The sequence below is a fragment of the Pseudothioclava alba genome (assembly GCF_033100795.1).
Classification (GTDB): Bacteria; Pseudomonadota; Alphaproteobacteria; order Rhodobacterales; family Rhodobacteraceae; genus Pseudothioclava.
The window spans coordinates 259,276-273,030 of sequence record NZ_JAWLVI010000004.1; the positions used below are offsets into that span (position 1 = coordinate 259,276).

A 13,755-nucleotide genomic window follows, 5' to 3' on the forward strand; every position below is an offset into this window, starting at 1 on the left:
TAAAATAAAGGGTCGAAATGAGACGTTCGTGGCGGCACCGCGATATATTCCCTTCGCCCCTCGGGGCTGCCTGTGCAACACATAGGTTGGAACTGAACAAAATGTATGCTGCTGCGGTCGTTGAAACAGGTTTGTTATCATATACTGTTAGCGGTAATGAGCATATCAAGCGGGCAAAACGCCCAAACACAGGTCGGATCGGATGGACTGGGACAAGCTTCGAATTTTTCATGCGGTTGCGGATGCGGGGTCTTTGACGCACGCGGGCGACACATTGCACCTGTCCCAATCCGCTGTCAGCCGCCAGATTCGCGCGCTTGAAGAGGCACTGGCGACAACGCTGTTTCACCGTCACGCTCGCGGGCTGATCCTGACCGAGCAAGGGGAGCTTCTGTTTGATGCGACCTCTGCGATGGCGAAAAAGCTTGATTCGGCCTCTGCGCGGATCCGCGATTCCGAAGAGGAGGTCTTTGGCCACCTGCGCGTGACCACGACGACCGGTTTCGGCACGCTCTGGCTCGCACCGCGCCTGAACAAGCTTTATGCCCGCTACCCCGAGCTGAAAATCGACCTGATGCTGGAAGAGCGCGTCCTTGATCTGCCGATGCGCGAGGCCGATGTCGCGATCCGCATGAAAGAGCCGACGCAGGCCGACCTGATCCGCAAGCGCCTGCTGAATATCCGTATGCGGTTCTATGCGACCCCCACCTATCTGGAGCGGATGGGCCGTCCGACCAGCATGCAGGATTTGCGCGGGCACCGCCTGATTTGCCAAAACCCCGAGACCCCGCAGGTCTCGGCCGGTGTGCGCCTCGCGCAACAGGCGCTGGCCAATGACATCCCCTCGACGATGACGGTGAACAACTATTTCGGAGTGCTTCAGGGGGTTATCAACCATATCGGCATCGGCATCCTGCCGGACTATCTGACGATGGATCACCCCGAGATCGAGCGTATCCTGCCCGAAGTCGAATCCAACGAAGTGCCTGTTTTCCTTGCCTATCCAGAGGAATTGCGCTCATCGCGCCGCGTCAACGCCTTCCGTGACTTCGTGCAGGAAGAGATCGTGCTCTACCGTCGCCAGCAGATAGACGACTCCCTGCCCGAATAGGCTCAATCCCCTTGGAATTAACCAGCTATGCCCTCAGCGCATAGCGGCAATGCTGCGCTTGCAGCGTGAATTTCCTTGAACGATACACACACTGCCCATAAATGCGGCACAGAAGATGGTGATACGAGGAAACTCTCATCGTTTTCTACCTCCCTGTTGGACTTTGGCCGAGCTTTGTCTCGGCCTTTTTTTTTACCCTGCGGCCAAGTCCACAGCGGCATCACGGGGGTTTCCGGCCCTCCCCCTTTGCTTCAGGCGCATTTTCCGCCGTAAAAACGCGCTATCCCCTTTTCCCCTTGGCCGTCATAGCCTAAGAGAGCCGCAACTTTCGCGCTTTCTCGGAGGATGTCATGGAAGAGCCGAAGATCACCACCGATCTTATCGAAGCCCACGGTCTCAAACCCGATGAATACGATAGCCTCCTTGAGATTCTCGGGCGTGAACCGACGTTCACTGAACTTGGCATTTTCTCGGCCATGTGGAACGAGCATTGCTCGTATAAATCTTCGAAGAAATGGCTGCGCACGCTGCACACCACCGGCGAGCAGGTGATCTGCGGCCCGGGCGAAAACGCGGGCGTCGTGGATATTGGCGACGGGCAGGCGATCATCTTCAAGATGGAAAGCCACAACCACCCGTCCTACATCGAACCGCATCAGGGCGCCGCGACCGGCGTTGGCGGCATCCTGCGCGACGTGTTCACCATGGGCGCCCGCCCGATTGCCGCGATGGACAGCCTGTCTTTCGGGATGCCGGACCACCCGAAAACCTCGCATGTTGTGAAGGGCGTGGTTGAAGGCGTCGGCTCTTATGGCAACTGCTTCGGCGTTCCGAACGTCGGCGGCGAAGTGCGCTTCCACCCCTCCTATAACGGCAACTGCCTTGTGAACGCCTTTGCGGCGGGCCTCGCGGACACCGACAACATCTTCTACTGCGCGGCCTCGGGCATTGGGATGCCGGTGGTCTACCTTGGCGCCAAGACCGGTCGCGATGGCGTGGGCGGTGCGACGATGGCCTCGGCCGAGTTCGACGACACCATCGAAGAGAAGCGCCCGACCGTTCAGGTCGGCGACCCCTTCACCGAGAAATGCCTGATGGAAGCCTGCATGGAGCTGATGCGGACCGATTCCGTCATCTCGATTCAGGATATGGGCGCGGCGGGTCTGACCTGCTCGGCGGTTGAAATGGGCGACAAGGGCGGGCTTGGCATCAAGCTGCACCTCGATGCCGTGCCGCAGCGCGAAGCCAACATGACCGCCTATGAGATGATGCTCTCGGAAAGCCAGGAGCGGATGCTCATGGTGCTCAAGCCCGAGAAAGAGGCCGAAGCCCGCGCGATTTTCGAAAAATGGGACCTCGACTTCGCGATCGTCGGCGAGACCATCGCCGAAGACCGCTTCCTGATCATGCACCACAATGAGGTCAAGGCCGACATTCCGCTGTCGAAACTGTCCTCCTCGGCGCCCGAATATGACCGTCCGTGGGTCGAGACGCCCGCTGCCGCTCCGCTGGCTGGCCTGCCCGAAATCGGCGCGGTCGAGGCACTGAAAGCGCTGATCGGTTCGCCCAACTATGCCTCGAAGCACTGGGTCTACGAGCAATACGATACGCAGGTGATGGGCGACACCGTGCGCCGTCCGGGTCTTGGTGGCGCGGGCATCGTGCGCATCCACGGCACCGACAAGGCCGTGGCCTTCACCTCGGATGTGACGCCGCGCTACGTTAAGGCCAACCCGTTCGAGGGCGGCAAGCAGGCCGTGGCCGAAGCTTACCGCAACCTGACCGCCGTTGGTGCGCTGCCGCTGGCAACCACCGACAACCTGAACTTCGGCAACCCCGAAAAGCCCGAGATCATGGGCCAGTTCGTCGGCGCGATCAAAGGCATCGACGCGGCTTGCCGCGCGCTCGATGTGCCGATCGTGTCGGGCAACGTCTCGCTTTATAACGAGACCGACGGCACCGGCATTCTGCCGACCCCGACCATCGGCGCCATCGGCCTTTTGAAGTCGCTGGATGACCTGATCGCGGGCCTGCCGGCAGATGGCGACATCGCGCTGGTGATCGGCGAGACCAAGGGCCACCTTGGCCAGTCGGCCCTTGCCTTCGAGGCCTTCGGGATCGAGGCGGGCGACGCGCCCCATGTCGATCTGGACGCGGAACTGGCCAACGGCACCTTCCTGCGCACCAGCCGCAAGCTGCTGAACGCGGCGACCGACCTTGCGGACGGCGGTCTTGCGCTGGCGGCCTTTGAAATGGCCGAAGGCGCAGGGTTTGGCGTTGCGCTGGACGCGGACGACATCCCGACGCTCTTTGGCGAGGATCAGGCGCGCTATCTGGTCGCGACCTCTGCCGCCAATGCCGATGCGCTTGAGGCCGCCGCGAAGGCCGCAGGTGTTCCGGTGTCGCGCGTGGGCCGCTTCGGCGGGTCCGAGATTGCCTTTGGTTCCGTCTCGGCCAGCATGACAGAGCTTTCCACCCTTTACCGCACGGCCTTTGCCGCCGCGATTGAAGGCTAAGACACGCGGGGGGCCACGGCCCCCCGTTCCATTTTCGGCCGCGACGCCCCCTTGAAGCCCGCGCGCCAGCAGCCTAGATTTTGGCAAAGCACTCAGGAGACGCCCATGCCGATGGAAGCCACCGATATCGAAGCCCTGATCCGCGCGGAATTCCCCGACGCCAAGATCACCATTACCGACATGGCTGGCGACGGAAACCACTGGGCCGCCGAGGTGATCGACGAAAGCTTCCGTGGCAAGAATCGCGTGCAGCAGCAGCGGATGGTCAACGCTGCGGTCAAGTCCAAGATGGACAGCGGCGAATTGCACGCACTGGCGCTGAACACAAAAGCGCCGGATTGACCGTTCCGTCCCTGCGGGGATGACTTTTATCAATTGAAGGTTGGCCCGCGCGCCTTACATCTCTCCCCAAGGCGACAGCGCGAACAAAGGATAGCACATGACTGCTCAGGACCAGATCAAACAAGACATCACCGAGAACGACGTCGTTCTTTACATGAAAGGCACCAAGGAAATGCCGCAATGCGGGTTTTCCAGCCGCGTGGCGGGTGTGCTGAATTTCATGGGTGTGTCCTATAAGGACGTGAACGTGCTGGCGGATGACGAAATCCGTCAGGGCATCAAGGAATACTCGGACTGGCCGACGATCCCGCAGCTTTATGTGAAGGGCGAATTCGTTGGCGGCTGCGATATCGTCACCGAGATGACCCTTTCGGGCGAACTGGATCAGCTGTTCGACACCAACGGCGTTGCCTTTAATAAAGAGGCCGCAGACCAGATCCGCGCAGCCAACGCCTGATCTGCGCCGCACCGGATTTCGAAAGCCCCGCCCATTGGCGGGGCTTTTTCGTTTCAAAGCCGCGCAAAGAACGGATCGATTTCCCAATAGGCCAGAAAATCGGCGGCGCGCTCTCGGGGCATATCCAAAAGCTGCATCGCATAGAAATCGACACTGAGAAGCGCCGCCAGCCGATACCCGTGCATCGCCGCCTGACCGCTGGGGCCAACGGAGCTGAAGGATTGCTCGATAGCCGAGGCGGCTGCCACCAGCGTCAGCGACAGCTCCAGCGGCGGCTCATCCGGCCAGCGTTTCACCAGATCACGGACCAGCCCGCGCCAGTCGGCACCCGGCGCCAGCAACCTCTCGATCGCAAAACTCACTCGCAATTCATCGTCACGCAACGTAATCATGGCTGCGGCCCTTTTCATCGACCTCGATGAATTGGACCGACGCAGCCCCTAAATCAATCAAACGCGTAAACTTTGCACTTTTTTCGGCATCCGTGCCAAGAACGATTACGCGTTGCTGGCGGGGCGTCCTTTCGCTAGCCTCTACCCGATTCCGGCGTATTTTACCAAAAGGACAAAAGATGGCTGCAGATGCCCATCCCCGCAATCCCGGCACGGCGCTTTCGCCCGACTGGTTCAGGGATATCCGGATCAACCGCCCCGCTGCCGAGGCCCGCGCGGCAGAGATCGGCACGCGGCGCTCGCTGAAGAAAAACTATCAGGCGGCATGGCTGGTCAATGCGATCCGCTGCATCGACCTGACGACGCTTGCGGGCGACGATACGGAGTTGCGCGTGCGCCGCCTGTGCGCCAAGGCGCGCCGCCCTTTGGCCGACCATATCCTTGAGGGGCTGGGGCTGGAGGCGGTGCAGACCGGCGCCGTTTGCGTCTATCCGACGATGGTGGGGGCAGCGGTGCGCGCGCTGGATGGCTCGGGGATTCCCGTGGCCTCGGTCGCGACAGGGTTTCCGGCGGGGCTGATGCCGCTCGCGCTGCGTCTGGCCGAGATCCGCTATGCCGTGCAGGAGGGCGCCGCCGAAATTGACATCGTCATCACCCGCGCCCATGTTTTAAGCGGCAACTGGTCCGCCCTTTATGACGAGATTTCCGCCATGCGCGAGGCCTGCGGCGACGCCCATATGAAGGCGATCCTGGCCACGGGCGATCTGCAAACGCTTGGCAATGTCTACAAGGCTTCGATGGTCGCGATGCAGGCGGGCGCCGATTTCATCAAAACCTCGACCGGCAAAGAGGCGGTCAATGCCACCCTGCCCGTCTCGCTGACGATGGTCCGTGCGCTGCGCGATTACGGCGCGCGCACCGGCGCGAAGATCGGCTTCAAACCGGCGGGGGGGCTGAAAACCGCCAAGGACGCGCTTTCGTGGCAAGTCCTGATGAAAGAAGAGATGGGCAACGATTGGCTGCGCCCCGATCTGTTCCGCATCGGCGCCTCCTCGCTTCTGGGCGACATCGAACGCCAGCTTGAACACCATGTCACCGGACGCTACGCGTCCTCGTCTCGCCACGCGTTTGCCTGAGGGAAAGATGCCGACAGTGAAAGAAATCCTCGACACCATGGACTATGGCCCTGCCCCCGAAAGCACCACCGAGGTGCGGGCCTGGCTGGAGACGCGTGGCACATTCGGCCATTTCATCGACGGGGCGTTCGTCCTTGCGAGCGACAGCTTCGCCACCCGCAACCCCGCGACCGCAGAGGTTTTGGCACAGGTCGCTCAGGGCAGCGGGGCCGACATCGAAACCGCCGTTACCGCCGCGCGGCGCGCGCAGCCTGCATGGGCCGCTTTGTCTGGACACGAGCGCGCCCGCTGGCTTTATGCGCTGGCCCGCCACCTGCAAAAGCGCGCACGGTTTCTGGCCGTTCTGGAAACGCTGGATAACGGCAAGCCGATCCGCGAAAGCCGCGATATAGATATTCCGCTGGCGATCCGGCACTTCTATCACCACGCCGGTTGGGCCGAGATGGCCGAGGCAGAGTTCCCCACCCTTGCCCCGCATGGCGTCTGCGGCCAGATCATCCCGTGGAACTTTCCGCTGCTGATGCTTGCGTGGAAGGTGGCGCCCGCGCTGGCGGCGGGTAATACCGTTGTCCTCAAACCCGCCGAGCAGACGCCGCTGACCGCGCTTGCCTTCGCCGAAATCTGCGCCGAGGTCGGCCTGCCTGCGGGCGTCGTGAATATCGTCACCGGCGACGGACGCACAGGGGCGGCACTGGTGGGAGCCAAGGTGGATAAGATCGCCTTTACCGGCTCGACCGAGGTGGGCCGGATGATCCGCCGCGCGACCGCCGGCAGCGGCAAGGCGCTGACGCTGGAACTTGGCGGCAAGTCACCGTTCATCGTTTTCGCTGACGCTGATCTGGACGCCGCCGTCGAGGGTGTCGTGAATGCCATCTGGTTCAACCAAGGGCAGGTCTGCTGCGCGGGGTCGCGTATCCTGGTTGCGGAAAGCGTCGCCAAACTCTTTACCGAACGTCTGACCGCTCGGCTGCAAAAGCTGCGCACGGGCGACCCGTTGGACAAATGCACTGACATGGGCGCGATCGTCAGCCCCGAACAACTCTCGCGCATCCGCGCGCTGGTCGCGCAAGGCGAAGCCGCTGGAGCGACCCTCGTCCAATGCGAGGGGCAGCTGCCCGCGCAAGGCTCGTTCTATGCGCCGGGCCTTTTGATGGGGGCCGATCCCGCCAATCCGGCCTCGGTCGAAGAGATTTTCGGCCCGGTCGCCACGCTGACCTCCTTCCGCACCCCTGACGAGGCCGTGCAACTGGCCAATAACACGCGCTATGGGCTGGCGGCCTCGATCTGGTCGGAAACCATCACGCTCGCGCTTGATATTGCCGCACAAGTGAAGGCGGGGGTTATCTGGATCAACGGCACCAACCTCTTCGACGCCGCCGCGGGCTTTGGCGGGATGCGCGAAAGCGGTTTTGGTCGCGAAGGCGGGCGCGAGGGGATGGAGGCCTATCTCAAGCCGTCCGCCCCCCCGAGGGCCATGCCCGAGGCGGCAGCGGGGGGGCTCGATGCCGCCCCGATGCCGGGCGCCCCGTCCGCAGGGCAGCCCGCCATTGACCGCACGGCCAAGCTGTATATCGGCGACAAACAGACCCGCCCCGACAGCGGTCACAGCTACCGCGTGGCTCCGCAGGGGCGCGAGATCGGCCTCGCGCCGCTTGGCTCGCGCAAGGACATCCGCAACGCCGTCGAGGCCGCGCACAAGGCCGGAAGCTGGGGCAAGACCACGGGCCACAACCGCGCACAGGTGCTTTACTATCTGGCCGAGAACCTTGCCGCCCGTCAGGCCGAATTCGAAGCCCGCCTGACCGAGATGGGCGCCGACCCGTCCGAGGCTGACGCCACCATCCGCCGCGCCTTCTATTACGCAGCCTGGGCGGACAAATTCGACGGCGCCGTCAAATCTACCCAAAGCGCCAAGGTGACCCTTGCGATCAACGAACCTTGGGGCGTGATGGGGGTTGTCTGCCCCGATGCCAGCCCGCTTTTAGGGTTTGCCTCGCTTGTCCTGCCCGCGATTGCGATGGGCAACCGCGTGGTGGTGGTGCCATCCACCTCGATGCCCTTTGCTGCCACCGATCTTTATCAGGTCTTCGACACCTCGGACCTGCCGGGCGGGGTGGTGAACATCGTCACGGGTGCCAAGGATGAGCTAGCGAAGACGCTCGCACAGCACGATGACGTAGCGGCGCTTTGGTATGTGGGTGACGCGCAGGGCCGCACGATGGTCGAGGCCGAAAGCGCGGGCGACCTCAAGGCCACTTGGGCCATCGGGAACCGCGACTGGACAGATGCACAGGGCCGCGATTTCCTGACCCGCGCGACCCAGATCAAAACGATCTGGGTGCCCTACGGCACCTGAGTAGCAACAAGCTCTAGGCCCATGCCCACATCGCATGATAGCTTGATCCGGGTAGTTTTTGCCCGGAACTGTTTTGCGAGTCTGCTATGTATCTGCGTATTTTTCTGCTCGTGCAATTTCTGATGCTGGGGCTTCTGGGAAGCGCCGTCTGGGCCGAATTTCTGTCGCTCAAAGAAATTTTGGCCCCGGCGATGGTGATCTTCTCCTCGATGGGGGCAATCGTGGTGGCAACGCATTCGCTGTCCGAACACACTCGTCAAAACAAGCTCAAGGCCACAATCGAAAAGGTCGACAAGGATTTTCCGTTGCGCGACACTCACTATGCCTCCGGCGTAGGGAAGCTTGCGGCTTCGCTTGGCCAACGCCCCGACCCGAGCGCCCCGCCCAGTTTTCATGAACTCAATCAGGCGGTCGATACGCTCAGCAGTGAAGAGCACGCCAAGATCAAAGAAATCATCAACTATTACAATGATATAGCCCGGGGCATCCAGCAGGGCGCCTATGATGAGCTCTGGGTTCTGAATTCCCTTAGCGGGGTGCATGTGGCCATCTGGATGGAGGCTTGGCCATTCATTCAGTGGCATCGTGAACTCGACCGGCGCACCGCCAACAGCTACCGGCTGGAAGAGCTGGCGGGCTATACGCCCATGTATTTCAGCTATGAAAGCTGGGTGCGGCGGGCCATCGGCGACAAGCCGCTTTACCAGATCCCGCATACACATGGCCTGCAGCACACTTTACGGCTGGTTGGCGACAACGCGGCCGGTAAGGCTCCCGCCCCGCTCAGCTTGCCTGCTGACACAGCCGCATCGGAAACCGCACCGACCGCCTCGCAAATGGCCCTGCGCTTTATCTCGCGGCGCGATCGCAGCCATTGCTGAAAGGCCTATTTCCGCGGCTTGCCCTTCCAGGTGCCAAACCAGCCGCGCGCCTTGTCGCCTGCGGCATCCGCGCGGTCTCCTAACTCGTCCCATGCGTCTTCGGCATCCTCGATCAGCGGGTCGATCGAGCGCTGGCGGAACTGGCGCCACATCGCGCGCAGCGTCAGCACGATCAGCAAAAGCACGGTCAGCAGGATGATGTTCATCCACGGAATGATCCGCTGATCGGGGCTGTCGACCTCGTAGATACCGACCGCGTTCGGGAAGATCGAGATCAGCTCGGAGCGCCAGCCGTAATGCGTGACCACCGCCCATTTCGGCGCCTCGCGGGTCGAACGCAGATCGTCAGCTTCGGTTTGCAGGCTTGCCGTGTCGAACTTGAAATAGGGCGGCCAGCCCCAGCCGGTATCCTCGTTGCGATAGACCATGGTCGCGCCATCGGCCTTGACCGCCTGAATGAACTGGACGTCACGATTGACCAGCGTCGCGGACTGATCCTCGGGCGAGGCCCAGAAGATCCGCGTCCAGTCGCCCAGATCCTGCCGCTCCTGATAGGTGCCAACAATCCGCACCACATCATGCTGGGGCAGATTGTAGTGGAAGAACGAAAACAGGATCAGCGCAACCAGCGCGTAGAAGGTCCATTTCACATAAGCCATGACAGCCTCACGAGTTGAAATTCATAAAATAGAGGAGCACTCCGAACAGGCAGATCGGCACGATCACCACCAGCCAGACCAGCTTGCGCTTGAGGCTATGTTCATAGCCCGACATCCCCTCGTCGATATAGGTGTCGCGCGGGGGCAGCCCTTCGCCCGACACCTCATCCCATTCGTTTTCAAGGTCTTCGCGCTTGAGCGAGCGCATGTAGATCAGCATCAGCCAATAGGCGATGGTCAACCCGACCAGACCGAAAATCATCAACCGCAAGAAACCGATCATCGCCGCCCCCGCAACACCGCGCCCCACGGCCCGACAAGCTCAACCGGATCACGCTCGGGTTCGGCGCGCCCTCCGGCCTCGTCCTCGTGCATCGAGGGTTCGCTTCCGAACAGCGCCTCACGTACACCGGCCTTGTCGATCTGATACTCTTTCTCAAGGAACTTCGCCACATAGGCTTTTTTCGCATCGGGCCATGTCGCGTAGAGGCGGTAGAACAGCTCTTTGTGGCAGATGAATAACTGGCGCACGTCCAGCGGGCCAAGCTCTGACAAAAGCATGTTCACCAACGTTTTCAGCGGCCCTTCCGCGGCCCGCAGCGTATAGAAATAGCCCGGATGGCGGCTGTCGATCCGCGGCCAGGGACCGCCCGCCTCTTTCCAACGCAGAAGGGCCGCGAGCGCCTGGAATTCCTCCGGCAGGTCCGGCCCCAGACGCTGCGCGATCTGGCGCAATTCGCGCCGCGATCCGTCGCCAAGGTTTAGCCCCAGCCGCGAGGCCGCCTCGATCAGGATAAAGTCCATCTTCTGGCGCAGCACAGCCCCCGCATCGAACCCCTTCGCGCCGATGATCGGCTCAACAAGGCCATTCAGTTGCAGGAACTTCGCGATCTCGTTGCGGTTCTCATGGCCAAAGACATAGCGGATCGGCAAGGTTCCAAGCGCAGCGCGATCGCCCATGCAAATCGCCGCCGGATGCGTCACCGAGCGGAACATATAGATGCCACCGAAATGCGAAGTCCAGAAATCCTCGGTCACGAATTGTGTGGCCTTCAGGGAGACCGGATTGCGTGTCACATCTCCGGTCTTTCCCGCGATTTCAATCATCTGCCCGATCAGAGCCTCATCGAACCAGGCGTCGCGTTCTTGCCGGAACCGTTCGATCAGACCCGCCAGCTTTTGCGCCTCGGCCACATGGTTGCCCGTCGTATCGGCCACCACCACCATCGAGCGAATGTCGAACAGGCGCGCAGGCGTGGCCAGTTCGTAGACGGTATCCTCAAGCTCGCCTGCCACCGCATCGCGAGCCGTCAGGCTGAAGAGCTGCGCCTCGTTCTCCTCGATAAAGAGACGCAGGATCGCGCGCTCCATCGAGAAGGTCGCATTCAACAGCGGCGCAGTTTTCTGTTCGGTCGAAAGCAGAATGAACTGCCGGTTCACACCGTTGGGGTTGAGATACAGATGATCGCCCAATTCATCGCCCACCTCGGGGCTATAGCCCGAAATGTCGATGTGGAACTCGGTCTGTTTGGTCTCCGGCTTGCCCAGATGGCGCAGCGCGCGGTTATAGCGCGCGACAAGAGCCGGCGCATCGACCCGCACGAGGTTTCCAAACATCAGACCTTTGTCGATCAGGCGTCTCATCGTGCCCCGTTACGCCCCCTTCTTTTGCGCCCAGATCCGCCCGAGCTTGGCCAGAACCGCAAAAACCAGAACCGGCACGAAGGAGATCACATAGACGCCCGCCAGCACCTCACGCGGGGAGTTCCCGCCCTTGCAGCTTCCTTCCGCGAAGAAATCCATCAAGAACCCCAGCCCGCAATTCGTGGCCGCCCCATAGAAGGCGGGCACCAGCACGCCGAGCGGAATGACAAGGAAAAGCTTGCTCCAGCTGTTCTTCGACAGCCAGAACCCGATCATCAGGCAAATAATCAGCAAAAACGCGAGGAAACTGTTCATGGTCTACCCTCCAGATAGCGCCGCTTGGCCTCTTGGGTGCGGTTCATGTCGCGCACCATGCCCTCGATCGCGGCTTCGTCAGACTTATCCGCATAACGGAACTCGCTGTCGGCATAGCGGTTGATCTCTTGAATGACCATCTCGACCGTGATCGGGCGGCGCAGATCGGCGATCATCGCGGATTTCTCGTCATAGGGTTTGAACAGGAACAGATCGGGGTTTTCCATCCATTCATCGGGCAGTTCGAAATCCATCGCCCGCACCTTCACCGCGTCGGTGATGTTCTTGATCGCGCGGCCGGTGAAGCGGTCGTCCGCCTCTTGGATGGCTTTCAGATAGGCGCCCAGTTTCGCGACGGTATCCAGCGGCCCGACGCGATCCGAAACCGCCGCGAAGACCGCCTGAAGCCCGGCCTCATGCGGGCGGCTGTGCCCCTCGAACGAGGCAGCCACCGCGCGTTTGATCTGTTGGGCTGCATAAAGCTCGTGCTCGCCCAAGGGGATCGCGTGGTTCTTGCCCAGCAAAAGCGCCAGAATATCAATGTAATCCTCGCGGGTTTGCGGGCCATCCACCAGAAACCGCGCCCCCGCCCGTTGACGCAGCGCATCGTCCACATTCTCGGGGTAGTTCGAGAACATCCCGAAGGTGCAATTGCCGCGCACCACGGTATTCGCGCCCGCGAACGCCTCCATCAGAACGGCCGTCACCTCTTGCTGGCCCGCCGAGGATTGCCGGTCGCCGCGCTTGCCCGCGATCTGGTCGATGTCGTCCACCGTGCCAAACCCGATCACATGCGGGTCCATCACATTCTGGATAAACGCCTTGGCATTCTGGCCCGACTTGCCCTGATAGCTGTCGATATTGTCGATGCCGAAGTTCTGATAGCGGAACGGGTAGCCTGCGTTCTGGCAATAGTCGTTCAACAGACCCGCCATCATCTGGATAAGCGTGGTCTTGCCGGTGCCGGGTTTGCCGTCCCCCATGAAGGTAAAGATGAAGCCGCCCATTTCGGCAAAGGGATTGAGGCGGCGCTCGAAATCATAGGCCATCAGCATCTTGGCCAGACGCATCGCCTGATATTTCGCGATATGGTTGCCGACCACCTCATGCGGCTTTTTGAACTGCATCGTCAGGACCGAGCCCCGCGCCGCACGCGCTGGCGCAAAGCCCGAGATCGGCAGGTCGTCCGCCTCGATCCGCCAGACGGCCTGCGTGAAAGCGCCGATCCGCGCGGCCCCTTCGCCGCGCTGGCGGACCCGCTCCATCAGCGCCTCGGCATAGGCCATGACAAGCGAAACAAGCTGCCCGTCGTCCTCTGCCCGCGCGCCGATGATCTGGTCCAGTTCCCACAAGGCGCCGTGCAGGGCGAGTGGCGCGTTATCGGTCAGGATTTCCTCGATATCGCCAACATCGGCGCTGGTTTCGCCCGCATTGGGGGCCAACAGAAAGGCGCTGGCGTTGGCGAAAACAGAGAGCACGGCCAAGGCTTCGGCACTTAGAAGATCGGTGAATTCGGCGCGACGCGCTTCGGGCAGGCGCCCTTCAAGATTGGCCTTTTTCAGCTCGTTCAGGCCGGTGATTTCCGAAAACGCCTCGCCGATCGCCAGCGCGATCGCCAGCCCACGACGAAGGCTTTGCAGCACTTGCGCCTGCGCGGGTGTAGGCAGGTCATCCTCGCCCACGGCCTCGATCCGGTCAGCCAGCCGCACGCCATCGGGGCGCGTGACCGCGCGCGTCACCAGCCCCGGCGTGGTAGAACGGAACCGCCGCCCCGTCGCAGCCACCCCGCTTGAGCGCTCGGGCGCAGGCGTTTCGACCTTGGGTTTGCCGAAGCGCGGCGCATGGTCAAACCCCGTCAGCATGGCCGCCGCAGCCCCGTAATGGGCGCGGATCGCCTCTTCCCGAAGTTCCATTTCGTCGCGCGCTGCACTCATTGTCTGCCTGCC

13 protein-coding genes are annotated in these 13,755 nt (G+C 61.8%); 7 read left to right on the forward strand and 6 right to left on the reverse strand.

Annotated elements, in window-relative coordinates; genetic code table 11:
- Positions 1-202 precede the first annotated feature (202 nt).
- The 4 genes from RYZ20_RS11345 to grxD all read left to right on the forward strand — a co-directional run bounded on the left by RYZ20_RS11345 (position 203) and on the right by grxD (position 4,426).
- Positions 203-1,111, forward strand: a complete 909-nt coding sequence (locus tag RYZ20_RS11345; RefSeq protein WP_317673529.1) for a LysR family transcriptional regulator — start codon at positions 203-205, stop codon at positions 1,109-1,111.
- A 350-nt stretch (positions 1,112-1,461) separates the two neighbouring features.
- Positions 1,462-3,627, forward strand: coding sequence for a phosphoribosylformylglycinamidine synthase subunit PurL (purL, locus tag RYZ20_RS11350; protein WP_317673531.1), 2,166 nt, complete (start codon positions 1,462-1,464; stop codon positions 3,625-3,627).
- Positions 3,628-3,732: 105 nt separating this feature from the next.
- Complete coding sequence (locus RYZ20_RS11355) at positions 3,733-3,969, forward strand: BolA/IbaG family iron-sulfur metabolism protein (RefSeq protein ID WP_317673533.1); 237 nt, start codon at positions 3,733-3,735, stop codon at positions 3,967-3,969.
- Between the two features lie 97 nt (positions 3,970-4,066).
- Complete coding sequence (gene grxD, locus RYZ20_RS11360; RefSeq protein WP_317673535.1) at positions 4,067-4,426, forward strand: Grx4 family monothiol glutaredoxin; 360 nt, start codon at positions 4,067-4,069, stop codon at positions 4,424-4,426.
- Positions 4,427-4,479: 53 nt separating this feature from the next.
- Here grxD and RYZ20_RS11365 read toward each other — a convergent pair whose 3' ends face one another.
- Entirely contained in the window at positions 4,480-4,818 is a 339-nt protein-coding gene (locus RYZ20_RS11365) for a hypothetical protein (RefSeq protein ID WP_317673537.1), read from the reverse strand.
- 179 nt (positions 4,819-4,997) lie between these two features.
- Between RYZ20_RS11365 and deoC the strand changes: the two genes are divergently transcribed.
- The 3 genes from deoC (at position 4,998) to RYZ20_RS11380 (ending at position 9,191) form a co-directional block, all read left to right on the forward strand.
- The gene (deoC, locus tag RYZ20_RS11370; protein WP_317673539.1) at positions 4,998-5,954 is read left to right on the forward strand and encodes a deoxyribose-phosphate aldolase; all 957 of its coding nucleotides are present in this window, start codon (positions 4,998-5,000) and stop codon (positions 5,952-5,954) included.
- Positions 5,955-5,961: 7 nt separating this feature from the next.
- On the forward strand, positions 5,962-8,310 hold the full coding sequence (locus RYZ20_RS11375; protein WP_317673540.1) for an aldehyde dehydrogenase family protein: 2,349 nt from the start codon (positions 5,962-5,964) through the stop codon (positions 8,308-8,310).
- 86 nt (positions 8,311-8,396) lie between these two features.
- Positions 8,397-9,191 (forward strand): DUF4760 domain-containing protein, encoded by a 795-nt coding sequence (locus RYZ20_RS11380; protein ID WP_317673541.1) that lies wholly within the window; start codon positions 8,397-8,399, stop codon positions 9,189-9,191.
- A 5-nt stretch (positions 9,192-9,196) separates the two neighbouring features.
- Here RYZ20_RS11380 and RYZ20_RS11385 read toward each other — a convergent pair whose 3' ends face one another.
- The 5 genes from RYZ20_RS11385 to RYZ20_RS11405 are packed head-to-tail and all read right to left on the reverse strand — an operon-like array spanning position 9,197 to position 13,743.
- Positions 9,197-9,850: a DUF1523 family protein gene (locus RYZ20_RS11385; RefSeq protein WP_317673542.1), complete on the reverse strand. Its 654-nt coding sequence runs from the start codon at positions 9,848-9,850 to the stop codon at positions 9,197-9,199.
- Between the two features lie 7 nt (positions 9,851-9,857).
- Entirely contained in the window at positions 9,858-10,133 is a 276-nt protein-coding gene (locus RYZ20_RS11390) for a hypothetical protein (protein ID WP_317673543.1), read from the reverse strand.
- Complete coding sequence (locus RYZ20_RS11395) at positions 10,130-11,494, reverse strand: DUF6638 family protein (protein ID WP_317673544.1); 1,365 nt, start codon at positions 11,492-11,494, stop codon at positions 10,130-10,132. The genes RYZ20_RS11390 and RYZ20_RS11395 overlap by 4 nt, the downstream gene beginning before the upstream one ends.
- 9 nt (positions 11,495-11,503) lie before the next feature.
- Positions 11,504-11,809 (reverse strand): hypothetical protein, encoded by a 306-nt coding sequence (locus tag RYZ20_RS11400; protein WP_317673546.1) that lies wholly within the window; start codon positions 11,807-11,809, stop codon positions 11,504-11,506.
- The gene (locus tag RYZ20_RS11405) at positions 11,806-13,743 is read right to left on the reverse strand and encodes an AAA family ATPase (RefSeq protein WP_317673548.1); all 1,938 of its coding nucleotides are present in this window, start codon (positions 13,741-13,743) and stop codon (positions 11,806-11,808) included. The genes RYZ20_RS11400 and RYZ20_RS11405 overlap by 4 nt, the downstream gene beginning before the upstream one ends.
- Positions 13,744-13,755 lie beyond the last annotated feature (12 nt).

What these genes read in the sequence shown, in the direction of transcription:
- RYZ20_RS11365 (WP_317673537.1), bottom strand. Translation starts at nt 4,818, where the DNA reads ATGATTACGTTGCGTGACGATGAATTGCGAGTGAGTTTTGCGATCGAG.
- RYZ20_RS11375 (WP_317673540.1), top strand. Translation starts at nt 5,962, where the DNA reads ATGCCGACAGTGAAAGAAATCCTCGACACCATGGACTATGGCCCTGCC.
- RYZ20_RS11345 (WP_317673529.1), top strand. Translation starts at nt 203, where the DNA reads ATGGACTGGGACAAGCTTCGAATTTTTCATGCGGTTGCGGATGCGGGG.
- RYZ20_RS11395 (WP_317673544.1), bottom strand. Translation starts at nt 11,494, where the DNA reads ATGAGACGCCTGATCGACAAAGGTCTGATGTTTGGAAACCTCGTGCGG.
- RYZ20_RS11405 (WP_317673548.1), bottom strand. Translation starts at nt 13,743, where the DNA reads ATGAGTGCAGCGCGCGACGAAATGGAACTTCGGGAAGAGGCGATCCGC.
- grxD (WP_317673535.1), top strand. Translation starts at nt 4,067, where the DNA reads ATGACTGCTCAGGACCAGATCAAACAAGACATCACCGAGAACGACGTC.
- RYZ20_RS11385 (WP_317673542.1), bottom strand. Translation starts at nt 9,850, where the DNA reads ATGGCTTATGTGAAATGGACCTTCTACGCGCTGGTTGCGCTGATCCTG.
- deoC (WP_317673539.1), top strand. Translation starts at nt 4,998, where the DNA reads ATGGCTGCAGATGCCCATCCCCGCAATCCCGGCACGGCGCTTTCGCCC.
- RYZ20_RS11380 (WP_317673541.1), top strand. Translation starts at nt 8,397, where the DNA reads ATGTATCTGCGTATTTTTCTGCTCGTGCAATTTCTGATGCTGGGGCTT.
- purL (WP_317673531.1), top strand. Translation starts at nt 1,462, where the DNA reads ATGGAAGAGCCGAAGATCACCACCGATCTTATCGAAGCCCACGGTCTC.
- RYZ20_RS11355 (WP_317673533.1), top strand. Translation starts at nt 3,733, where the DNA reads ATGCCGATGGAAGCCACCGATATCGAAGCCCTGATCCGCGCGGAATTC.
- RYZ20_RS11390 (WP_317673543.1), bottom strand. Translation starts at nt 10,133, where the DNA reads ATGATCGGTTTCTTGCGGTTGATGATTTTCGGTCTGGTCGGGTTGACC.
- RYZ20_RS11400 (WP_317673546.1), bottom strand. Translation starts at nt 11,809, where the DNA reads ATGAACAGTTTCCTCGCGTTTTTGCTGATTATTTGCCTGATGATCGGG.